Source organism: Micromonospora sp. C97 (assembly GCF_018070385.1).
Lineage (GTDB): Bacteria > Actinomycetota > Actinomycetes > Mycobacteriales > Micromonosporaceae > Micromonospora > Micromonospora parva.
The window spans coordinates 58,724-81,452 of the sequence record NZ_JAGPXU010000021.1 but is presented as its reverse complement, the minus strand read 5'-3'; the positions used below and the strand labels follow the sequence as shown (position 1 = coordinate 81,452).

The following is a 22,729-nucleotide window of genomic DNA, read 5'->3' as shown; positions in this document are numbered from 1 at the left end:
GGGAGCCTGTCACACCGCTCAGCGGGGCGGGCAGCGCAGGCCCTCCCGGGGGACCGTCAGGTCGAGCAGGTAGGCGTCGACCGCATCGGTGATGCAGGACGTCTGCGGGTACGCGGTGTGCCCCTCGCCCTCCCAGGTCAGCACCCGGCCGACGCCCAGCATCGACGCGAGCCGGGGGGTCTGCTCGTACGGTGTCGCCGGGTCGCCGGTGGTGCCGACCACCACGATCGGCGGTGCGCCGTTCGCCTTGCCGGTCGGGTACGGGTCACGCCCGCCCGGCCACTCGACGCAGCTCAACATGCCGACCGCCAACGCCGGCCCGAACAGCGGATACTTCGCGCGCCACTGCGACTGCAACTGTCGGATCTGCTCCCGGCTCGGCTTCTCCGTCTCGTCGGCGCAGTTGATGGCCAGGTTGGCGTCGAACAGGTTCGAGTAGTGCCCGTCGTCTTCCCGGCCGGCGTACGCGTCGGCGAGCCGGAACACGTCCTTCGGGTCGCCCTCGGCCAGCTTGTCGATCGCCTGTGCCAGCTCCTGCCAACCCGACTCGGTGTAGAGCGAGGAGATGACGGCGTAGAACACCCAGCCGGCGGTGGCCTCCCGCCCGTCCGCGCCGCGTACCGGGGAGACCTTGGCCTTGTCGATGGCCGAGGTGACGGCCGCGCGGGCGTCCGGAGCGATCGGGCAGCGGCCCGCGTTCGCCGCGCACCAGGTGGTGAAATTGGTGAAGGCCCGTTCGAAGCCGCGGGCCTGGCTTTCCGAGCCCTCGACCAACCGTTGCTGCGGGTCGACCGCGCCGTCGAGCACCAGCGCCCGCACCCGCTGCGGGTACAGCTGGGCGTACGTGGCGCCGAGCAGGGTGCCGTACGAGTAGCCCAGGTAGGTGAGCTTGTCGTCGCCCACGGCGGCGCGTACCGCATCCATGTCCCGGGCGGCCTGCTCGGTGCCGTACAGCGGCAACTGGTCGCCGTACCGGTCGCCGCAGCCGCGCCCGATCCGCTGGCTCAGGCCGACGAAGCCGTCGAATGCCGCCTGGCTCGCCGGGTCCGGGTCGTAACCGAAGCTGGCGTCCAGGTCGGCGTCGGAGATGCACTTCACCGGGCTGGACCGGGACACCCCGCGCGGATCGAAGCCGACGATGTCGAAGCGCTCGGTGATCGACGTGGGCAGCCCGCCGAACTGGGGGCCGAAGGACAGGTAGACGGCGGTGTCGACGCCGGACCCGCCCGGACCGCCCGGGTTGACCACCAGCGAGCCCACCCGGTCGCGCTGCTTGGTGGACCGGGCGCGCAGCAGGGCGATCTCGAAGGTCTCCCCGGCGCCCGGGCCGGTGCTCGCCCCGCCGCCGGTGCCCCAGTCACGGGGCACGGCGATGCGGGTGCACTCGTAGCGCATGTTCGGCGCGCTCCGCCCGACCAACTCATCGGGCACCTCCGGGCACGGCCGCCAGGTGGGTGCGCTGCCGGTCGGGGCAGCCGCGCCCTCCACCTCGGTGCGCGGCGCGAACGCCGGCAGCGTGCAACCGGCGGTGAGCAGCGCGGCGACGCCGAAGGCGACGAGAGTGCGACGGACCCGGCGGCTGGTCGCCATCCGAGGCTGGTCGGCGGTGCGGGTCACGTGGTCCTCCGGGATCGGGTCGACGGCCAGGCTACGCCGGGCCGGTGGCGGCGCGGTCCACGGTGGCCGTCGGATCGCCGCGCAGCACCTGGTCGACGTCGAAGCGGATCGGCCGGTCGAGCTGGTCGTAGCGGCAGGACCGGGGGTCGCGGTCCGGGCGCCACCGGACGAACTGGGCGGTGTGCCGGAAGCGTTCGCCCTCCATCGCGTCGTAGCCCACCTCGACCACCAGCTCCGGGCGCACCGGCTCCCACTCCAGGTTCTTCGTGCCGGTCCACCGGCTCACCCCACCCGGGATGCGTTGGCCGCGCTCGTGGTCGCCGTGCACCCACGGGTGCTCGCCGCCGGTGTCCCGGTAGGGCGCCAGCTCGTCGAGCAACTCGGTGCGGCGGGCCATGCTGAACGACGCGCTCACCCCCACGTGGTGCAGGACCCCGGCGTCGTCGTACAGGCCGAGCAGCAGCGAACCGACCACCGGGCCGGACTTGTGCCAGCGGAAGCCGGCCACCACCGCGTCAGCGGTGCGGGCGTGCTTGACCTTGAACATCAAGCGCTTGCCCGGCTCGTACGGCAGGTCGGCCGGCTTGACGATCAGACCGTCCAACCCGGCGCCCTCGAAGACGTCGAACCAGCGCCGGGCGGTGTCCGGATCGGTGGTGACCTGGGTGACGTGCACCGGCGGACGCACCCCGGCCAGCGCCTGGACCAGCCGCTCCCGGCGGCGCGGGTACGGCTGGTCGAGCAGCGCCTCGTCACCGATGGCCAGCAGGTCGAAGGCGACGAAGTCGGCCGGGGTGGTCTCGGCCAGCATCTTCACCCGGGACGCGGCGGGGTGGACGCGCTGGGCCAGCAGCTCGAAATCCAGCCGGGGCTGGCCGCTCGGCCCGTCGCGCCGAATCACGATCAACTCACCGTCGACCGCGCACCGCTGCGGCAACTGCCGGCGGGCCTGCTCGACCACCTCGGGGAAGTAGCGGGTCATCGACTTGCCGCCCCGGCTGGCCAACTCGACCTCGTCGCCGTCGCGGAACACGATGCACCGGAACCCGTCCCACTTGGGCTCGTAGGTCACCCCGGGGGTGGTGGGCAGCTTGGGAACACTCTTGGCCAGCATCGGCTCGACCGGCGGGTTGATCGGCAGGTCCACGCCGACCAGTCAATCAGACGGTGCCGACAGTCGTGAGGCAGATCACCGTGGGTGCCGGGGCGGCGTGTCCGCCTACGCGTCGCTCGTCCCGACCGGGCGAATCGAATAACCCCAGGTCAGAGCTACTTTCGCGAGGTGTCCGAGTGGGTCTGTGACTGCTGCGGGCGGTGGCGGGTGAGCGTCGAGCTGATCCGGGGCCGCTACCGCTTCCGGCTGACCCGCCGTTACCCGGAGCGGTTCGGCGGTGGCCGCAACGTGCTGGGCGAGGTCGGTTCGGTGCCGGAGCTGGAGGAGCTGCTGCGTCGGCGTACCCCACTCACCCTGGCCGACCTGCACGAGGCCGCCTGACCGCGGGCCGGCCGCCGGCCTCCACTGAGGAGGCTCGGACTGTCACAATGCTCGCGGCGGCCTCGTCCGTACCCGGGGCGGTGCCGAGCGGCGCCGCCGGGGAGGAAACGTGATGCGGTTCGAGGCCGATACCGAGATCGCCGCGGACGCCGAGCAGGTCTGGGCGGTGCTCGTCGACGTGGGGAGCTGGCCCGAGTGGACCGACTCGGTGACCCAGGTCGAGCGGGGGGAACCGGGGCCGCTCGCCGTCGGCGCGACCGCCCGACTGACGCAGCCGAAGCTGCGGCCGGCCCTCTGGCGGGTCACCGAGTTGACCGAGCGGCGGGAGTTCGTGTGGGTTTCCGGCGCGCCGGGTGTGCGGACCACGGGGGAGCACCGGCTGCTGTCGCTGCCCGACGGGCGTACCCGCGTCGAGCTGGCCATCGACCAGTCCGGTCCGCTGGCCGGCCTGATCGGCCGGCTGTACGGCGGGCTGCTCCGCCGTTACCTGCGGATGGAGGCCGACGGGCTCCGGCGTCGCTGCGAGCGGGGCTGACAGTCGGGCTCTCCCGCCGCCGCATCGGTGGGTGCAGGCTGGGCCGTACCGTGTCGGCTCTGCGCCGGCCGGTGAGCGCGTCCGCCCCCAACGGGTCAGTAGCCGGCGAACGAGCGGATCGGGGCCCGAGGGCCGTACTTCGGCGCCCGGATGCCGGCGGCCTCCAGCAGCAGACACACCCGGCCCCGGTGACCTCGGAACGGCTCCAGCAGGGCCAACATCCGGGCGTCGTCGCCCCGCGGTTCGCCGGCCAGCGCCCAGGCCACCGTGTTCGGGATGTGGTAGTCGCCGACGCTGACCGCGTCCGGGTCCCCGTAGGCGATCCGGACCACCTCGGCGGCCGTCCACGGCCCGATGCCGGGGATCGCGGTGAGCCGACGGGTGGCGTCGGTGGCGTCGGTGCTGCGCTCCAGGCGGTCGGCGAGCGCCGCGGCGCGACGAAGCGTGTCGGCCCGACGCTGCTCCACCCCGAACGGGTGGAACACCCAGTACGGGGTGGCGGCCACCGCGGCGGCCTCGGGCGGTAGGAGCAGCGGCTGCAGCGGCCCGGGAGCCGGGTCCCGGAAGTGCCGCACCATCGCCGCGTACGCCCGGTAGGCCTCCTTGCCGGTGACCTTCTGTTCGAAGACCGCGCGCAGCAGCCGGGGGAAGACCTGCCCGGTGGCGGGCATCCGGAGCCCTCGGTGCTCCCGGGCCAGCCGGGCGACCAGCGGGTGCGCCGAGGCCAGCTCGGTGAAGCCGGTCAGGTCGTCACGCAGCCCCGCGATCGCGTCGGCGCGGGCGAGGACGTGCTCGGCCCCCGGCCCGTACCCCTCGGCGAGCAGCTCCCCGCCGGCCGGTCGCAGCGCGAGCGTGGCCGGACCGTCCGGGGTGCGGGTCGCCCACCAGAAGGTGCCGGCCGCCACCCGGGCGCACGGGTCGTACGGGCTGAAGGTGAGCGCGCGGACCGAAGCGGCCAGCCGGTAGCCGACCGGTGGGTGCAGCACCCTCGTCGCGGCGGGTCCGGTCTCGGTCACCCCGCTACTCTGCCAGGTCACGGCAGCGGCCGGCGATCGGCCGTACCGGTCGCACGCGAAGTTGAGCAGCTTCGCGAGGGTACGTTCGGTCGACCGACCCGGTGTCATTGAACCACCCGAATGGCCAGGATTATCTTCTCGAATACCCCCATACCGCCCTTATGCCATTTTTACCTGTAGGCCAGGTATCGATCATGTGGTTATTTGATGGCCTGCAGGTAACATGCACTGCCCCGGGCCACCTGCGGCGGCCAACGTCGTCCCTCACGGGAGAACACGGTCCGGCCCGGAGATCGGTGTCCGCCGCCAGCCGCCGCCAGGCGACGCGCGGTTGACGCCAGATCGCCACGCGGTGCCAACGGGGGATCTGTGGAAAGGCATGCAGTGATGGCCGCACGGGTGTGTGTCGAATCATCGCGAGTGGGACGTCGCCCCGCCAACCGTACGCAGGGCTGAACGGTGCCCGCTGACGAGGCGGCCGTAGCGAACGGACGGCCCAGCGCATGATCGCCCTGAAGATCTACCGACTCCTGCCGTCACCGGCCCGGCGGCGACTGCTGGGCATGCTGCCCGCGCACCGGCGGATGGGCCTGGTGCAGACGCTCTCCCGCCCGCGCGGCGGCGACACGGTGCATCCCCTCGGCGCCCGGGTGGCAGTGACCGACGGTGGCGTTCGCACCCGGGCCGAGGTCGTCGCCACGGCGACCCCGTTGCAGCAGTGGCACCGCAACCTCACGGCCGTCACCACCGCGCTGCACGCGGCCGGCATCGAATACCACTGCATCCGTAACGACGACCACCTGCGCAGCACCGTCGCGGTCCTGGACGACCACCGGCCGGCGGTCCAACGCCTGATCCGCTCCGCCCCCGCACTGGCCGGCGCGGACGTCCGGGTGGTGCAGGTCCAGCCCCGTCGGGACCAACCGGACGCCACCCCGACCGAGGTGATCCAGGTCTGCTTCCCGGTGACCGACACCCGCGCCGGTGTGGTCCTCGGCGCACAGTTCGCCTGCGAGATCGAGTTCTGGAGCCGGCACGGGGACATGGTCCGCGCGCCGCGGCGCAACGGGGTCGTCGACGAGGCACCCGCCCGTGCGCAGCCGGTCCGGGTGGCGGCGGCGCTGATGAGCCACTTCGTGCCCGAGGCCGACGACCACACCTACGGCACCCGCCGGGACCTGGCCGTTCGAGCGCCGGACCGGATCGGCTTCCCGATCGACGCCGTCTACACCTGGGTGGACGGCTCCGACCCGCAGTGGCTGAAGCGGAAGTCGCTGGCGCTCGGCGCCCCCGAAGGCCCGCTGCACGCGGTCGCCGCGAACTCCTCGCGCTATCACAACCGCGACGAGCTGCGGTATTCGCTGCGGTCGCTGCACAGCTTCGCGCCCTGGCTGCGGCGGATCTTCCTGATCACCGACAGTCAACTGCCGAGCTGGCTCGACCCGAGCCACCCGATGATCACGGTCATCTCGCACGCCGAACTCTTCGCCGACCTCGGCGGCCGGTCGTCGTACAACTCGCACGCCATCGAGTCCCGGCTGCACCGCATCGACGGCCTGTCCGAACACTTCCTCTACCTCAACGACGACGTGTTCCTCGGTCGCCCGCTGCTGCCCAACCACTTCTTCCACGCCAACGGAATCGCGAAGTTCTTCCCCTCACCGGCCCAGTTCGGCCTGGGCGAGGCGAAGCCGGAGGACCCGCCGGTGAAGGCCGCCGGGAAGAACAACCGCCGGCACATCCAGCGGCAGTTCGGCGTGACCATCACGCAGAAGATGAAGCACACCCCGTTCGCGCTGCGCCGCAGCATCATGCAGCAGATCGAGGGCACGCTGCCGGACGAGGTGATGGCCACCGCCCGGCACCGGTTCCGGCACCACGGCGACCTGTCCATCCCGTCGTCGCTGCACCAGTACTGGGCGTTTTTGACCGCGCAGGCCGTCCCCGGCGACATCGAGTACGAGTACGCCGACCTGGGCCACCCCTCGACCCCCGCCCGACTGGCCGAGCTGCTGGCCCGCCGCAACCGCGACGTGTTCTGCCTCAACGACACCGACTCCGACCCTCGGACGTTCGCCGAGCAGGAGCGGATGCTGGCCGACTTCCTGCCGCGCTACCTGCCCTTCCCCGCCCCGTTCGAGCTGCCGGACGACGTGGTGGCGGAGCGGCGGAGCGTGGGCGCCGGGGAGCTGTATCGGCGCTCGTACCGCTCGGTGCAGGACGCCCGTCGGGGCGCCCCGATCGACGCTCCCACCATGCCCAACAACATGCTCAACACGGTCACCGACTTCAAGGCGGTTCCAGACCGGAGGAACCGGCCCTACCGAGGACCCGACCCCGTTGGGGAACGCCGTGACGTCTGATCGCCAGCTCAGCGGCAGCCCACGGTCCATGGCGATCGTGGCCCATCAGGACGACGACCTCTATTTCATGAACCCGCTGCTCGTCAACCAGCTGCGCCACAGCCAGCTGCACGTGACCGTCTGCCTGACCGCCGGTGAGGCGGACGGACGTAACGCTCCGGCCGGGTCCGAGGCACATGCCGCGCTGCCGGTGAACTTCGAGGGCTTCGCCGCCGCCCGATTCAACGGGCTCCGGCGCGCGTACGGGGAGATGGTTCTCGGCGATCGGGACGCCAAGTGGCGCCGGGATGCGGTCACCGTGGGTCCGGGCATCGAGGCGGATCTCTCGACACTTGTCGACGCGCCACAGGTCCGGCTGGTGTCTCTCAACCTCTGGTGCACGCCGCCCCCCGGCTCGCCAAGCGAGGCTGGCCCACTGCAGCGCCTGTGGACCGGCGAAGCAACCGTCACACCGACCATGGTGCCGCTCGGTTCGCCGGTCTCCGGGAGCTTCGTCTACTCCCGGGAGAGCCTGATCGGAGCGCTGCTGCACCTCCTGCGCGAGGTCGAGCCGACGTTGCTGTGGACGATGGACCCGGACCCGGACCGTCAACTGCACGACAGGGCGAACCCGCAGCACGCCGACACCGGTGACTACTCGGACCACATTGCCCACACCGTCACCGGACTGTTCGCACACGAGGCGGCCCAACGGTGGTTCGCCGAAGGGGGTGGCAAAGCCACGTCCGTCGAGGCGTTCCGCGGCTACTACGTCCGGCGGTGGCCGTCCAACCTCAGTCCCGAGGCGCGGGCAGTCAAACAGCGGTACAAGGACATCTACGGCTGGGCGGACGGTCTGCCCGCCGACGGTCCAGTGGGCCGCGGTGACCGCAAGGTCGGGGGCGACGCGATCGGGGGTGGGAACGCGTCAGGCACCACCTTGCGCTATCCCGGCTCGCAGGCATGGTCCGCGCCGGGCCCGAACGGCAGGTTGTCAGCCTTCGCGGTACGTGGCGGCCAGGTGGTCCACTGGCAGCAGACCGACACCGGTGCGTTCTCCCCAGGACGGGAGCTCGCCGGCGCCGGGTTCCTGCCGCACGTCGTCGCGCTGGCCGCCGCGGACGGTGGCTTGCGGCTGTTCACGGTGCGGCAGAAGATCACGGCTGAGCCCGACCGACACGTTCGTGACATCTGCACGACCGTGCTGCCGGCGGCCCCGGGTGACACGGACGTCCGCTGGGAGTCGCTCGGCAACCCCGCCGGGCTCGACGATCCGTCGAAGCGTCGGCACCTCGGCATGCCGCACGCCGTCCCGCTGCCCGGCGGTGGCGTGCTGCTGCTCGTACGCAACGCCGACAAGGGACTGAGTTGTCGGTTGCACGACGGGACGTCCTGGACGCGGTGGCAGGATCTCGGCGGCCGGGACGTCCAGGACGGCCTGACCGCGGTCGCGCTCGACGGCCACATCGTGGAGGTCTTCGCCGCGGCGCGTACCGGGACCGCACGTTGGCTGGTCTCCGTACCGGAACTCACGGCCGAGTACGCCGTGCTGGAGACGGAGGCACCGGCGGGTCCCCCCGCCGTGGCGCGGCTGCCTGACGGCGAGCGGCTGCTGCTGTTCCGACGACGGGACTCGGCGTCGTTGTTGTCGTACCGCACCCGGGGGGCCGGTCGGGAGTGGGACCTGTCGACGGCGGCCGACCTCGGCGGACACGGCGGTCCCGGCCCGCTGACCGTCCGGTACGTTTCCCGGGCGGGCGCGGTCCTGCTCGCGGTCCGCGACGACGCTTCCGGTTCCAGCGTCGCCTGGTTGGACCCGGACGGGTCGACGCCCTGCCGATGGTTTCGTGAGGCGACGCCGATCACCGGTGGGCACGCGGTGCAGATTGACGGCAGCGGCCGCCCCGTCGTCCTGGCCGTGTCGACAGCGGGTGGCCTACGCGTCTCGCGACCGCAACGATTCGGATCGTCAGTGACATCGATGAAGGAAGTGCCGTGAACAACACGCCGGTGGCACCGCAGCGCGCGGTCGTACCATCCCGGGCCGTCAACGTGGCCGGGTCCGTGCCGGCGGGCGGCGCTGGGCATGGCCCGGGCGAGGTGCGTGAGGTCCTGGTCGACGGTGGACGTCGTACCGCGCACGTGCATGCCGACCTGACTCCGATCCTGGGGCGTCAGCTGAACGTCGACGCGGTGAGCGGCGCGCTGGAGGCGCACGGGGTGGACTACTTCCTCGTGCGCGGCATGGACGACCGGACGCCGGTCATCGGCGTGAGTGAGGTCGACCGGTTGGCCGCACTTGGCGCACTGGAGAAGCTCGGCGGGGCGGAGACCTGCTATGTGAGCCAGGTACTGCCCCGGCCGCCGATCGTCGGCGGGCTCACCGACGCGTCGGAGGCGCCGGCCTGGACCGAGCTGTACGCCGCGCAGGCGATCAAGCTGACCTGGTTCCGCGCGGACCCGAGCCTGAAGCTGATCCTGGGCCCGGCGTACGGCTGCGACATCGAGTTCTGGAAGCCCGACCGGAAGGCCGGACTGCTCCGCTCGCCCCGGCCCAACCGGATGATGCGGGCGGTGGCACTGGACGGCACGCCGGTACAGGTGGGCGAGCACCGGCTGAGCCGCCTCGCGTCCCCGGTGAAGTGGCACCCGCCCCGCCGTAGCCGCCCCGAGTTCGACCACCTGCTCCCGGACGACATCGACTTCCCGATCGACGTTGTCTACACCTGGGTCGACGGCGCGGATCCAGAGTGGCAGCAGCGCCGCGCGGGCGTCCGTGGCGAGTCGTTGCACGCTGAGGCGGCGAGTGAGTCCCGGTACATCAACCGGGACGAGCTGAAGTTCTCGTTGCGGTCTCTGCATCTGAACGCGCCGTGGGTTCGCAACATCTACATCGTGACCGACCACCAACGGCCCGCCTGGCTCGACCTGAGCGCTGGCAACATCTTCCTGGTCAACCACGAGGAGATCTTTGCGGCCCCGGACGCGCTGCCGACCTTCAACTCTTGCGCTATCGAGAGTCAGCTGCACCGCATCGACGGCCTCGCCGAGCATTTCCTGTACCTCAACGACGACATGTTCTTCGGTCGCCCGCTGGCGCCGCAGACGTTCTTTCTGGCCAACGGCAACACCAAGTTCTTCCTGTCCCAGAACCGAATTCCGCTCGGCGAGATCAGCGAGTTGGACTCCCCGGTGGACGCGATGATCAAGAACAACCGGGCACTGATCGAGAAGCGGTTCGGCCGTACCCTCACCCAGGGTAGCCAGCACGTGCCCTATCCGCTGCGGCGCAGCATCCTCGCGGAGATCGAGCGGGAGTTCCCGGTCGAGCACGAGGCCACCATGCGCAGTCGATTCCGCAGTGCCAACGACCTGACCATCACGTACTCACTGCACCACTACTACGCGTTCCTGACCGGCCGCGCGCTGCCCGGTCGCGTCAACTACGGCTACGTCCAGCTCGCGGTACCCGACCTGGAGGCACGGCTGCGCCGGGCGGAGGCACGGCGGGACTGGGACACCTTCTGCATCAACGACGCCTACTCGACCTTCGCCCAGTTGCAGCACCAGATGACCATCCTCGAACCGTTCATGGAGGCGTACTTCCCGGTCCCCAGCCCCTACGAACTGAGGACCATCGGGTGAAGTTCGCCTTCCTGATCCACAACATGTACGGCGTGGGCGGCACCAACCGCGCCGTACTCAACCTGGCGACCGCCCTGGTGGGCCAGGGTCACGACGTCGAGATCGCCTCCGTGTTCCGCCGTACCGACCAGCCGATGTTCGACATCGATGACCGGATCGCGCTGGTGGCTCTCGTCGACACCCGGCCGCGACGTCCCGACCGGGCCGATCCCCAGCTTCGGGAGCCGTCCCTGCTGGTGCCGAAGAGCGAGGAGTTCCACACCCAGTACAGCCGGCTCACCGACGAACGGATGATCGGCTATCTGCGCTCGACCTCGGCTGACGTGGTCGTGGGAACCCGACCGGGCATCAACCTGGTGGTGGCGCGGCACGGCCCCGACCACGCGGTCCTTGTGGCGCAGGAGCACATGACACAGGACCTGATCGATGACGCGTTGAAGGAGGAGATCCGGCTCTCGTACGACCGGATCGATCTGGCCTTCACGGTGACCGAGGCTGACGCCGCCGCGTTCCGTTCCGGCAATCCGGTACCCCACACTCGCGTCGAGGCGCTGCCGAACAGCGTTCCCCAGCCCACGGTCCCGCCCACCGACGGGTCCAACCGGATCGTGGTCACCGCCGGTCGGCTCGACCCGATCAAGCGGTACGACCGGCTCATCGCCGCCTTCGCGAGGATCGCCGGCGACCACCCGGACTGGAAGTTGCGGATCTACGGCGACGGCCCGCAACGCCCCGCGCTGACCGCACAGATCCGTGAGTTGGGCCTGTCCGACCAGGTCCAACTGATGGGCCGGCGCGAGGACATGTCCACGGAGTGGGTCAAGGGCTCCATCGCCGCAGTCTCCTCAGAACGCGAGTCGTTCGGCATGACGATCGTGGAGGCGATGCGGCTCGGCCTTCCCGTTGTCAGTACCGACTGCCCGGTAGGCCCCCGGGAGATCATCCAGCACGGCGTCGACGGCCTGCTGGTCCCGATGGACGACATCAACGCCTACGCCTCCGCGCTGCGGACGCTGATGAGCGACGACGACCTCCGGGCCAGGCTGGCCAAGCTGGCGCTGGTGAACGCGGCGCGGTTCGATCCGGACACGCTGGCCGAGTCCTTCGCCCAGCAGTGCGCCGCCGTGCTGGCTGAGCGAGGCCCGGCAACCGGGCGGCCCCCGCGGGTCACCCGGTCGGCCAAGGGACCGAGAACCGGCCGTTCGGTGTTGGCTCGTGGCGGTGAGGTGGTCCGGGAACCTGGTCTGGCGCGGCTGTTGGGCGACCCGCTGCTGCGCGGGATCGCCGGCAGCGACCTGGCTCGCCGGGCGAGCATGGGTGCTCTGGTCCGCCTCTCCCGCATCCGGCAGGCTCGGGCCACCTCCGCCCGGTTGCAGAAGGCGATCCGTCGGCGGGCTGCCGCGCCGGGCGCTGGGCCGAAGGTGAACTGCCAGGTGTTGCCGGACCACGGTCTCAGCCTGCATGTCAACGCGTCCGGGCTCGCGGCGGGTGCGCACCTGCTCCTGCGCGACCGCGACAGCGGGCAGAAGGTGCGGATGCCACTGGAACCACAGGACGACGGGATCTACCAGTCGGTGGTGCTGCCCGCCGACGCGCTGCCGGAGGGCCGCTGGAACGCGTACGTGCAGCCGGTAACGGGGGCGCGCCAGCGACTGACGCCCGACCGGATCGACACGCGGGTACTCGCCGGCGGATACCAACCGGTGGATGGTCCGAGCGGTGCAAACCCGATCCGTGCGCACCTGCCGTACCGAACGGCGGACGGCTTTCTGGCCGTACGCAGTTGGGTGCGGGAGGAGCACGCGGAGGTGCGACGGATCGCGCTCAGCGGTGAGCGGGTGTCGATCGAGGCCGTCTGGTGCGGTTCGGGCACCCCGGACCGGGCCGTGCTGCACCGACGCGGCCACCGCGAGGGCATGGTCTCCGTGCCGGTTCTGCGGACCCGTGGCGGTCATCTGCGCATCGACGTGGCCGTCGACGAACTGGCCGCACACCGACTGGGCCGTTACGAGGACTGGGATCTCTGGCTACGGCGAGCCGACACGGATCGGGAGGTCCGCTTGGGTCTGCTCGTCGACGACGTGGTCGACAAGAAGCTCGTCTACAACTATCCGGAGATATACCTGGTGGACGACCCAGGACTGGAACTCGTCGAGGAGGACCCGGCGCCACTGCTGCGGGTCCGGCCGTACTACACCCGCGACAGCGAACTGTCGATCGTCGTCGTTGACCGTCCGTGAACCCGGACGCAGGGAAGGGACAAGCGTGACCGGACCGACGCCCACCCCGGGCGAGCCACCCCGGGCACTGGCCGAACCCACCGGGTTCGTCGAGGTGTACCGGCGGGTGCTCAGCCCGCAGACCCGGCGCGCCATCGCGACGAAGGTGAGCCCCCGGGCCCGGCACCAGCTGAAGCAGTGGGTCGCCCGGGCCGCCCGCGACGGTCACCTCTCCGAGCGCCGGGGCGAGCGGCTGGCCCGCCGCCAGCCGGAGTTGCTGGCTGGCGCGGACCGGGTGGTCGTCACCGCCGACCGAGGGCCCCGGGTGGCCCGGATCGGGGCGTCGGTCACCCCTCTGATGGCACGGCTGGACAATCTCACCGCGGTGACGGCGGCGCTCGACGAGGCCGGCGTACCCCATTTCCGGGTGCGGGGGGAGTCCCACCGCTCGTCGGTGGTGGCTGTCGAGGCCACCCACCGCGCGCAGGCGTGCGCCGCGCTCGCCGCCGCGTGCGGCCGGGTCCCCGGCTACGTCTCGGTGCCGGAGGGCACCGGGCAACCGGCCGCCGGGTTCGAGACGAAGACCTGGGACCGGCTGGCGGACGCCCCGGTGGTACGGCTGACCTGGTACTGGACGGACCCCCAGCGTCGGCTGGTGCTGGGGCAGGCGTACGGGTGCGACGTCGAGTTCTGGACCCGGGAGGGTGACACGCTTGTCGCGCCGCGGTCCAACGCCGTGGCCGAACAGGTGACGGTAGCGGCACCGCTGGTGCTCGTACCGGAGTCGCGGTTCACCGGGTTGGCGTCCCCCTCCGCGCCGGCCACCGCCTGGACCCGTCCGGAGTTCGCCGCACCGCGCCCCGACGACGTGCCGTTCCCGGTCGACGTGGTCTACACCTGGGTCGACGGCACCGACCCGGCCTGGCTACGGCGACGGGCCGAGGTGGCCGGGGTGCCGTACCACGCGGAGGCGGCGAGCGCGGCCCGCTTCCTCAGCCGCGACGAGCTGCGCTACTCGCTGCGGTCGCTGCACCTCTTCGCGCCCTGGGTACGCCACGTCTACGTGGTGACCGACGACCAGGTGCCGGCCTGGCTGGACCCGTCCGCCAGCGGGCTGCGGGTGGTCAGCCACCGGGAGATCTTCACCGACCCGACGGTGCTGCCGACGTACAACTCGCACGCCATCGAGAGTCAACTGCACCACATCGACGGGCTCTCCGAGCACTTCCTGTACTTCAACGACGACGTCTTCCTCGGCACCGAGGTGCTGCCCCAGGACTTCTTCCTGGCCAACGGCATCTCCCGGTTCTTCCCCTCGCCGGCGCTGGTGCCGCCGGGGCCACCCACCGCCGGGGACATCCCGTCCTCGGCGGCCGGGAAGAACAACCGCGCGTTGATCGCGGAGCGGTTCGGCACCGTACTGACCCAGAAGATGAAGCACATGCCGCACGCGCTGCGGCGCAGCGTGCTCCAGGAGATCGAGCAGACGTTCCCGCAGCAGTACCGGCGGACCGCGGCGAGTCAGTTCCGCAGCATGGACGACCTGTCGATCGCCTCGTCGCTGCATCACTACTACGCCTTCCACACCGGACGCGCGGCACCGGGGGACCTGCGGTACACCATCGCCGAGCTGTCCCACCCGGACACACCCGCCCGGTTGGCGCACCTGCTCGCCCGCCGGGACCGGCAGGTGTTCTGCCTCAACGACGCGTTCTCCGTCGAGGAGGACCTCGACGCGCAGATGGCGTTGCTCATCCCGTTCCTCGAGACGTACTTCCCGGTGCCGAGCCCGTGGGAACGGGCCTGACCCACCCCCGGACACGACGGTGGCCGGTCGCGCCCTCCCCGGCGACGACCGACCACCGTGCCCTCGCGGGCGGTCAGGCTCAGTACGAGTAGCCCGAACCCCCGGCGTCGTTGGAGCCGCTGTCCGACGGCGGCGCGACCGCCTTCGGGGTGCCCTTGGGCAGGCAGCTCAGGTTCTTCTTGCCGTCCGGCTGGACCACGAACCAGGTGCCACCGACAGCCTGGCCCTTCCACTGGCCGGGCTTCTTGTCACCGATGTAGCGGTAGACCGGCCAGCCGCCGACGGTGAGCTGACGGGTGCCGTCCTGCCGGGTCACGCTGCCGACCTTGTCGTCGGAGACGCCGGTGAGCTCCGGGTTGCCGTCGGTCAGTGCCGGGGGCCACACCTCGGCGCACTTGTCGACACAGTTCGACGACGGCGGGTCGGCGGTGTCCTTGTCGAAGCGGTACAGGATCCAGCCGTCCTGGTCGGTGACCACCTTGCCCATCCGGGCGACGCTCTTACCGACCAACTTCTCGGTCAGGTCGACGTCCGCGGGCGGCGCGTCGGCGGCCGGCGCCTCCGCGGACGCCGACACCTCGGGTTCAACCGTCGCGGTGGGCTCGGCCGCGGCGACGGCGACCGGCTCCGCCGCGCTCGAGTTCGCGGGGTCGTAACCCGCGGGAGCGCAGGCCGTTAGTGCGACCATCGCGCTCGCGACGATGACGGTCCGCTTCATCTGTGCCACGTGCCCTCCTCATTCTTGACAGTTCACCCATAGGTACGGGGGGCGGGCTGTCAAGGTTGAAGCAGTAACAGTGGTCAATTTCACGTAAAACGATTGAACCGTTTCCGGCTGCGCTGCGTACGCCCCCGCAGGGGATGCCTCCCGCAACGACAGATCGGCGCCGGTCATTGTGGAAATGACCGGCGCCGATGCGGCAGGCGCGCCTACAAGGATACGGTGACCAGCGGACTCGCCACACCGTTGGCATTCACCGACTGCACCTGGAGCTGCTTGATATCCGCCGGCAGAGCCGACGTCGAGGCACTCAGCTCAAGACCCTGCGGCCGGGTGTTGGTGCCGTAGCCACCATCCGGCACCGACCAGCTCGAGATGACCTCGGTGCTGCCGTTCTTGCGCACCACCACCAGACGGCAGACGCGCGGGCCGGGCAGTTTCCGCAAGCTGAAATTGATCCGGGTGCCGTAGTCCTTGGTCACCAGGAACATGGTGGTCTGCACACCGGTGGTCGGGTCGGTCGCCTCGACCTGGTCACCCTCCACCTCGGTGCCACCCACACCCGGGCCGCTCGGCGCGGCCGTCGGCACGCTCGTCGGCGGATCGTTGGGCGCGCTCGGCGTCGACTCGGCGAGCACCCCCGGCGGCTGCTCGTTGCCCGTCACACTGACGAAGCCGTACCCGGTCAGACCGCCGAAGACCACCACCGCGGCGGCCGTCGCGAGCATCTGACGAAACCGGGTACGCCGCCGATCCGCCCGGACCGCGCCGAGCGTCCGGTCCAGCAGGGCCGGATCCGTCGCCGTCTGCTCCAGCGCCATCATCGTCTCGCCGTCGATGTCGGAGAGCAGCCCGACCACCGGCACCATCGTCTCCAACTCGGCCGCGCACGCCCAGCAGGTGGCGAGATGCTCCTCGAACCGCTCAGTGTCCTGCTCGTCGAGCACACCGAGCGCGTACGCCGCGACGTCCATGTGGTCCGGCCGGCTCATTCTGTCACCCCCCGCTCCTGCAGAGCCGTGCGCAGCGCGCGCAGCGCGTAGTAGACCCTCGACTTGGCGGTGCCCAGCGGCAGGCCCAACTCCTCGGCCGCCTCCGGCACCGTCCGCCCCCGGAAGTACGTCGAGATCAGAATCTCCCGGTGCGACTGACTGAGCGTACGCAGCGCGTCCGCCACCGTCATGGTGCGCAGCACCCGGTCCGTGCTGTCCGCCTCGGCGAAGGCGGTGAGGTCCCGGTCGTACGTCTCCGGCGGCCGGGCCTCCTGGCTGCGGTGCTCGTCGATGGCGATGCGGCGGGCCACAGTGACCAACCACGGCCGCAACGAACCCTGCCCCTGCGTGCCCAGGCGGTGCGCGTTGCGCCAGGCCCGCAGCAGCGTCTCCTGGACGATGTCCTCCGCGCGCTGCCGGTCCCCCCCGGTCAGGCGCATGACGAACATCAGCAACGGGCCGGCGTGCTCGGCGTAGAGCTGACGGATCAACTGGTCGGAGTGGCTGGCCTCGGTTGACGTCGCCTGATGGCGCCCGGGCGCCGGTCGCGGCGTCACCGGACCATTCTGGCGAGACGTCGCTCTCGCGTCGACCCCCCGGGCAGACGAGGTCGACCGTGACGAGGGTCGCGCCGACAACCAGTCAGCGCGGACCGCGTCGCCATGCCAACCGGCCGCCACCGCGTGCATGCAGACCTCCGGGATCTCCGTGACCAACGCCGGCCCACGAGGCGGGCCGCCCGGTGGTACGCAGCACCGGTCCCAACGGATCAACAAACGGCGAAAAAACTTCCGCGCCGCCCGTCGGGTGGACGATCAGCGGCGTACCGAGAACAACCCCGGCGGTGGCGGATCCGAACCCGTCGCGTCGGCGTCCCGCACGACCTGCGCGCCACCGACGAAACGGTCCAGCTCGTCGCCGGCCACCACCCGGCCCGGAAACCAGTCACCGGCGGCCCGTCTGGTCAACTCCGGCACCGGCGGCTGGGACCGCCCGGCGACCAGCACCAGATTGCCGTACCGGCGCCCGCGCAGCACCGCCGCGTCGCCGACCAGACAGGCCTGCGGCAGCACCGACCGGACCGTGGCGACCTGCCCCCGGGCGTGCCGCAACGGCGGGCCGTCGGCCAGGTTCGCCAGGTACCAACCGGCCGGGCGGAGCACCCGGGCCACCTCGGCCGCGTACTCCAGCGACGTGAGGTGCGCCGGGGTACGCGCCCCGGCGAACACGTCGGCGACCACCACGTCGTAGCTGGCCTCCCGGGTAGACGCCAACACCGCCCGGGCGTCCTGCACCCGAACCTTCAACCGGGGGTCCGACGGCCAGGGCAACGCCCGACGGACCAACTCCACCAGCGCGCCATCCACCTCGGACACCCGCTGGGTCGACCCCGCCCGGGTGGCGGAGACGTACCGGGGCAGGGTCAGGGCGCCGCCACCCAGATGCAGCACCCGCAGCGGCGCGCCGGCCGGCGCGACCAGATCCACTGCGGCAGCCAGCCGACGCACGTACTCGAACTCCAGGTGAGTGGGGTCGGCCAGGTCGACGTGCGACTGCGGCGCGCCATCCAGCAGCAACGTCCACGAGCCGGCCCGGTCCGGATCCGGCACCAGCTCCGCCAGCCCGGTGTCCACCTGCTCGACCACCCGCTCAGCCGCCCGTTTACGCCCCATCGGAACCAGTATCCGCGTTCAACGGGCGGCGCGGGCCGCTGTGGTCAACGCGCGGTGCAGCAGCCGGGAATCACCCAGCAGGGCCCGCAGTCGGCGCTCCAGACCGGCGATCGGGATCAGGTTCTGCGGGGCCCGCGGGTCCTTGTACGGGGTGGACGCGAAGCGCGGCAGGGTCACCAACGACAGATCGGCCAGCTCGATCGCCGCCTCGACCGGCAGGTCGGCGGAGCACTCCACCCGGACGATGCCCGCCCACGGCGCGCCGATCGCCACCGGCAGCCGCAGATACCACGACCAACCGCCCCAGGCGGTGCCGAGCCGGAACACCGGGGACCGCTCACCCGACGCCATCCCGGTCACCACGGCGGTCAGCCGAGCATCCAGATACTGACTGTGCTGCGTCTTGATGTAGCCCAGAGTGCGCGGCAACTGCCGACGACTGCGCAACGGGCCGTCCACCACCAACAGGTCACCGTCGACCCGGGCCGCGTCGGACACCGCCACCTCCAACGCGGTCAGCGGACCCTGCACGGCGGCCGGAAGCTTCGCCAACTCACCGGTGCCACCCACCCGGTGCACCGGGTAACGGATCGCGCCCGCCACCACATCCCGCGCCGACGGGCTCGCGGTGAACAGACCCCTACCAACCTGGGTGCCCGCCAACTGCGCCGCACCCCGGCCCAGGTCACAGCGGACCACCCCGGCCGCGTACGAGGCCGCCAACCCGGGAAACGACCCGCCGTCGGTCTCGGCCGTCCAGATGCTCGCGTCGATCCGACGCACCCCGTCGACCAGCAACACCACGTCGGGTGCGCGCACCCCGGGGCGTACCCCGATCGCCCGCCAGTCCACGGCGGGCAGCTCCACGTCCGCGTCGACCTGGGCGCTGCTCGGCGCGGCCGGCCCGGCCGCCGACGCCTCGAACGACGCCCCGTACGCCGGATCCCACGAGTCGACGAAGAACGCTGCGTCGCCCCGCACGTTCACCGGGCTCGCCTGTCGTTCGCGACTGCGGGGCTCCGCTGCGCGGCACTCCTCGCGCTCACCGGCCGGTCCGTTCCACCCGGGCGGAGCGGGCGTCCTTGCGCACCTCGAAGCGGACCGGGATCCGCTCGGCCAACGCCGGCACGTGGGTGACCACGCCGACCATCCGATCGCCCCGGGCCGCCAGGTTCTCCAGGGTCGCCGCCACCGTGTCCAGCGTGGCGGCGTCGAGGGTGCCGAAACCCTCGTCCAGGACGATCGACTCCAGGCTCGCCGCCGTGGTGGACATCCCGGCCAACTGTTCGGAGAGCGCCAACGCCAACGCCAGCGACGCCTGGAACGTCTCACCGCCGGAGAGGGTGCGCACCCCCCGACGCAGCCCGGCGTCGTGGTGGTCGACGACGACGAACTCACCCTTGTCGTGCACCAGCTCGTACTGCCCGTTGGACAACTCCCGCAGAATCCCCGACGCACCGTCGACCAGCAGGTCCAACGCCTCGGCCAGCAACCACCGCTCGAAGTTGTTGGCCCGCAGGTGCCCGGCGAGCGCGCGCGCCACCTGCGCCTCCCGCTCGTGCCCCGCCCGCTGCTCGCGCAACGCACCGGCCTGCTCGCGACGCTCGTGCAGCCGCCGCCGGTCGGCGTCGGCCCGCTCCACCGCCACCGTCGCCGCGTGCACCGGATCGTCCCCCACCGGCACGTCGGCGTCGGCGAAGATGGCCGCGATGGCCCGTTGCACCCCGTCGGCCACCGACTCGGCCGCCGCCACGGCAGCGGCCCGACCGTCCCGGTCGGCGCGGCGGCGGTCCGCCTCGCTGGTCGCCCAACCGGTCAGCGTCGACCAGGCGGCGGCCACATCGTCCCGGTCGGTCGCCGGGGGACCGAACCGGGCCAACCCGTCCCGGGCGGTGTCGAAGGCCCGCCACGCCGCCCGCAGCCGCTCCTCGGCGGCATCCACAGCGGCCCGGGCCTGGCGAGCGGTCTCGCGGCCGGCCCGGACCGCCGTCGCCGCCTCGTCCAGTGCGCGCCGCAACCGGGCGTGCTCGGCCAACTCCCGGCGCAGCACGGCCGGCTCGGCAGCCCCGGAAAGCTGCCCGTCCAGCTCGGCCAGCCGGGCCTCCAGCTGCTCCTGCCGGGCCCGCGCCTGCACCAGCAGCCGCTCCAGCTCACGCGCCGCCGCGTCCCGCTGCCGCACCGTCTCCTGCGCGGCCTTGGTCGCGGCCCGCGCGGCCTTGCCGGCCGCCGTCGCGGCGGCCACCGCCGAATCGGCCGGCACCGCCGGCACCTCGGCCACCGGCTGCTCGCACACCGGGCACGTTGCCCCCGCATGCAGGTGCACCCGCAGGCTGACCGCCAGGTCGGTGGCCTTCGCCTCCTCGTGCGCCCGGAAGGCCGCCTCCAGGTCCGCGTCGGCCCGCTCGGCGACCGCGCGGGCGTCGACCAGCGCCGCCACCGCCGTGGTGTGCTCGTCGTGCGCCGTGCGCACCGCCTCGCGGACCGTGTCGGCCTCGCCGGCCAGCCGGTCCCGATCGTCGTACGCCCGCAGTTGCAGTCGCAGCGCGCTCTCGTCACCGGCGGCGGCCAGCTCGCCGCGCAGCTTCTCCTCCCGCTCCTCGGCCAGCGACACCCCGGTCGCCGCCGCCTCCGCCTCGGCCCGCGCCGCGGTGACCGCGCGAGCGACAGCGCTCACCCCACCCGGCGCCCGCACCCCCGTCAGCACTGTCAGCTCGTCGTCCAGGGCGGTCAGCGCCGCCGCGGCCTCCCGTGCGGTGACCCGCGCCGCCGCCAACTCCGGCACCGCCTCGGCCACCGCGGCCGCCAGCTCGGTCATCCGGTCGACCCGGGCGTCGGCCTCGGCCAACGCCTCGTCGTCCACGCCGGTCAACCCGGCGAGCACCTGGTCGACCGCCTCCAACCGGGCCTCCGCCTGCGCGGCGCGCGCCGTCGCCTTCTTCTGCACGTCCTCGTAGACGCCGAGGCCCAGCAGGTTGACCAGGATCTGCTGCCGCGTCGCCGGCTTGGCGTGCAGGAAGTCGGCGAACTGCCCCTGTGGCAGCACCACACAGCTGGTGAACTGCTCGTACGGCAGCCCGACCGCCTCCAGCACCGCCTGCTCCATCTCGGCGGGAGTGCCGGCCACCACCTCGCCGAGGTCGTCCGGGCTCAGACCGGTGTCCAGTTTGGTCACGTCGAAGCCGGCCGGCATCAGCTGCAACCCGGCGTTGGCGGTCTTCACGTTGCCCCGGCCGTCCCGGCGGACCACCCGGGTCGCCACGTACCGGGCACCGCCGGACTCGAAGACCAACCGCACCCGCGCCTCGGTCGCCGACGGGGCGAGCGCGTTGGCCAACCCCCGGGCGCCGCCCCACCGGGGCACCATGCCGTACAGGGCGAAGCAGATCGCGTCCAACACAGTGGACTTACCGGAACCGGTCGGGCCGATCAGCGCGAAGAAGTCGGCGTCGGTGAAGTCGACAGTGGTCTCGTCCCGGAAGACCGTGAACCCGGCCATGTCCAAGCGCATCGGACGCATCAGTGCTCGACCTCCTCGAAAAGCTCGTCGAAGAGCTCCCGGACACCCTCGTCGGCGTGGCCCCGGCTGTCCAGGTAGTCGGCGAACAACTCCCGGGGCGAACGCCCCGAGCGCTGGGCGATGCGCGTGCCACTGCCCGGCGCGGCCACCAGCTCCGGGTCGATCCGGATCTCCAGGGCCCGGGGGAGCAGCTCCTGGACCTCCTCGCGCAGGCCGGCACGCGGTTGCTCCCGCACGTACACCCGCAGCCACGCGTCCGGCGCCTCGATCTCGGCGAGCTGGGCCAGGGTGCCGCGCACCGTCCGCAGCGCGCTCGCCGCCGTCACCGGCACCTCCCGCACCCGGGCTGCGGTGCTGGCCGTCACCTCGACAATCGTCACCGAGGGGACGTTCTCCTGCTCCCCAAAGTCGACAGCGAGCGGGCTGCCGCTGTATCGCACCGGGCAGGGGCCGGCGACCCGCTGCGCCCGGTGCAGGTGACCCAGCGCCACGTAGTGCGCGGTGGCCGGGAAGACGGTGGCCGGCACCGCGTAACCCAGCACCGTGTGCGCGTCGCGCTCGCCGCCGCCGGTGGCCGCGCCGGTCACCGTCAGGTGCGCGCTGACCAGGTGCACCCGGTCCGGCTCGGTGAATCCCTCGGTCAGTCGCCCCAGCACCCGGCCCAGGTGGTCGGCGTACGTCTGGTTGGTCTCCGCGGCGGTCAGCTCGTACATCTCCAACGCGCGCACCGCGTACCGCTGGGACAGGAACGGCAACGCGGCCAGCCGCCACCGCTCGCCACCGGCGGTGGTGCCGTCGATGATGTGCTCGTCCGGATTTTCGCGTACCCCGCCGCGCAGCGTGATGCCGGCGGCGTCGGCCCACGGGCGCAGCGCGTCCAGTGCGGGGCCGTTGTCGTGGTTACCGCCGATCGCCACCACGTCCGCGCCGGTCCGCCGCAGCGCCGTCAACGCCCGGGTGACCAGGCGGGTCGCCTCCGAACTGGGCGCGGCGGTGTCGTAGAGGTCACCGGCGACGATCACCAGATCCGGCCGCTCGGCATTGGCGATCTCGATCACCCCGGCCAGCACCGCCTTGTGCTCGTCGGCCCGGGACTGCCCCTTGAGCACCTTGCCCACATGCCAGTCGGAGGTGTGCAGGATCTTCATGG

The 22,729-nt window shown here is 71.9% G+C and carries 17 protein-coding genes; 7 read left to right on the top strand and 10 right to left on the bottom strand.

Annotation, left to right across the window (positions count from 1 at the left end; all coding sequences use genetic code 11):
- Positions 1-18 precede the first annotated feature (18 nt).
- Together KBX26_RS23635 and KBX26_RS23630 are read right to left on the bottom strand one after the other, a co-directional pair.
- Positions 19-1,590 carry an alpha/beta hydrolase gene (locus tag KBX26_RS23635; RefSeq protein WP_051708781.1) on the bottom strand — a complete coding sequence of 524 codons (1,572 nt, stop codon included), beginning with the start codon at positions 1,588-1,590 and terminating at the stop codon, positions 19-21.
- 58 nt (positions 1,591-1,648) lie between these two features.
- Entirely contained in the window at positions 1,649-2,764 is a 1,116-nt protein-coding gene (locus tag KBX26_RS23630) for an ATP-dependent DNA ligase (RefSeq protein WP_210866452.1), read from the bottom strand.
- A gap of 135 nt (positions 2,765-2,899) precedes the next feature.
- Here KBX26_RS23630 and KBX26_RS23625 point away from each other — a divergent pair, with 135 nt between their 5' ends.
- Both KBX26_RS23625 and KBX26_RS23620 read left to right on the top strand, forming a co-directional pair.
- Positions 2,900-3,112, top strand: coding sequence for a hypothetical protein (locus tag KBX26_RS23625; RefSeq protein WP_030336201.1), 213 nt, complete (start codon positions 2,900-2,902; stop codon positions 3,110-3,112).
- 112 nt (positions 3,113-3,224) lie between these two features.
- Entirely contained in the window at positions 3,225-3,647 is a 423-nt protein-coding gene (locus tag KBX26_RS23620; RefSeq protein WP_030336200.1) for an SRPBCC family protein, read from the top strand.
- Positions 3,648-3,742: 95 nt separating this feature from the next.
- Here KBX26_RS23620 and KBX26_RS23615 read toward each other — a convergent pair whose 3' ends face one another.
- Positions 3,743-4,663, bottom strand: coding sequence for a DNA-3-methyladenine glycosylase (locus KBX26_RS23615; protein ID WP_210866451.1), 921 nt, complete (start codon positions 4,661-4,663; stop codon positions 3,743-3,745).
- Between the two features lie 503 nt (positions 4,664-5,166).
- On the opposite strand from KBX26_RS23615, the gene KBX26_RS23610 reads away from it, so the two are divergent.
- From KBX26_RS23610 to KBX26_RS23590, 5 genes are read left to right on the top strand one after another with little or no spacing between them, the layout of a single operon-like run.
- A complete protein-coding gene (locus tag KBX26_RS23610; protein ID WP_156057864.1) occupies positions 5,167-7,026 on the top strand; it encodes a stealth family protein in 1,860 nt (619 codons plus the stop codon).
- A complete protein-coding gene (locus KBX26_RS23605; RefSeq protein WP_210866450.1) occupies positions 7,016-9,004 on the top strand; it encodes a PIG-L family deacetylase in 1,989 nt (662 codons plus the stop codon). Before KBX26_RS23610 ends, KBX26_RS23605 begins: the two co-directional genes overlap by 11 nt.
- Entirely contained in the window at positions 9,001-10,650 is a 1,650-nt protein-coding gene (locus KBX26_RS23600; RefSeq protein ID WP_210866449.1) for a stealth family protein, read from the top strand. Before KBX26_RS23605 ends, KBX26_RS23600 begins: the two co-directional genes overlap by 4 nt.
- Entirely contained in the window at positions 10,647-12,890 is a 2,244-nt protein-coding gene (locus KBX26_RS23595) for a glycosyltransferase family 4 protein (RefSeq protein WP_210866448.1), read from the top strand. Before KBX26_RS23600 ends, KBX26_RS23595 begins: the two co-directional genes overlap by 4 nt.
- Before the next feature lie 25 nt (positions 12,891-12,915).
- Positions 12,916-14,676, top strand: coding sequence for a stealth family protein (locus KBX26_RS23590; protein ID WP_210866447.1), 1,761 nt, complete (start codon positions 12,916-12,918; stop codon positions 14,674-14,676).
- Between the two features lie 79 nt (positions 14,677-14,755).
- Here the strand turns inward: KBX26_RS23590 and KBX26_RS23585 are convergent, their stop codons facing one another.
- From KBX26_RS23585 to KBX26_RS23555, 7 genes are all read right to left on the bottom strand, one after another.
- The gene (locus KBX26_RS23585) at positions 14,756-15,403 is read right to left on the bottom strand and encodes a hypothetical protein (RefSeq protein WP_030336186.1); all 648 of its coding nucleotides are present in this window, start codon (positions 15,401-15,403) and stop codon (positions 14,756-14,758) included.
- 203 nt (positions 15,404-15,606) lie between these two features.
- Positions 15,607-16,389, bottom strand: a complete 783-nt coding sequence (locus KBX26_RS23580) for an anti-sigma factor (RefSeq protein WP_030336184.1) — start codon at positions 16,387-16,389, stop codon at positions 15,607-15,609.
- Positions 16,386-17,078 carry a sigma-70 family RNA polymerase sigma factor gene (locus tag KBX26_RS23575; protein WP_030336181.1) on the bottom strand — a complete coding sequence of 231 codons (693 nt, stop codon included), beginning with the start codon at positions 17,076-17,078 and terminating at the stop codon, positions 16,386-16,388. Before KBX26_RS23575 ends, KBX26_RS23580 begins: the two co-directional genes overlap by 4 nt.
- A 126-nt stretch (positions 17,079-17,204) precedes the next feature.
- On the bottom strand, positions 17,205-18,062 hold the full coding sequence (locus KBX26_RS23570; RefSeq protein WP_210861962.1) for a spermidine synthase: 858 nt from the start codon (positions 18,060-18,062) through the stop codon (positions 17,205-17,207).
- Positions 18,063-18,080: 18 nt separating this feature from the next.
- Positions 18,081-19,049: a hypothetical protein gene (locus KBX26_RS23565; RefSeq protein WP_374224324.1), complete on the bottom strand. Its 969-nt coding sequence runs from the start codon at positions 19,047-19,049 to the stop codon at positions 18,081-18,083.
- A gap of 55 nt (positions 19,050-19,104) precedes the next feature.
- A complete protein-coding gene (locus KBX26_RS23560; protein ID WP_210866446.1) occupies positions 19,105-21,579 on the bottom strand; it encodes an AAA family ATPase in 2,475 nt (824 codons plus the stop codon).
- Positions 21,579-22,727, bottom strand: coding sequence for an exonuclease SbcCD subunit D (locus KBX26_RS23555; RefSeq protein ID WP_210866445.1), 1,149 nt, complete (start codon positions 22,725-22,727; stop codon positions 21,579-21,581). Before KBX26_RS23555 ends, KBX26_RS23560 begins: the two co-directional genes overlap by 1 nt.
- Positions 22,728-22,729: the final 2 nt, after the last annotated feature.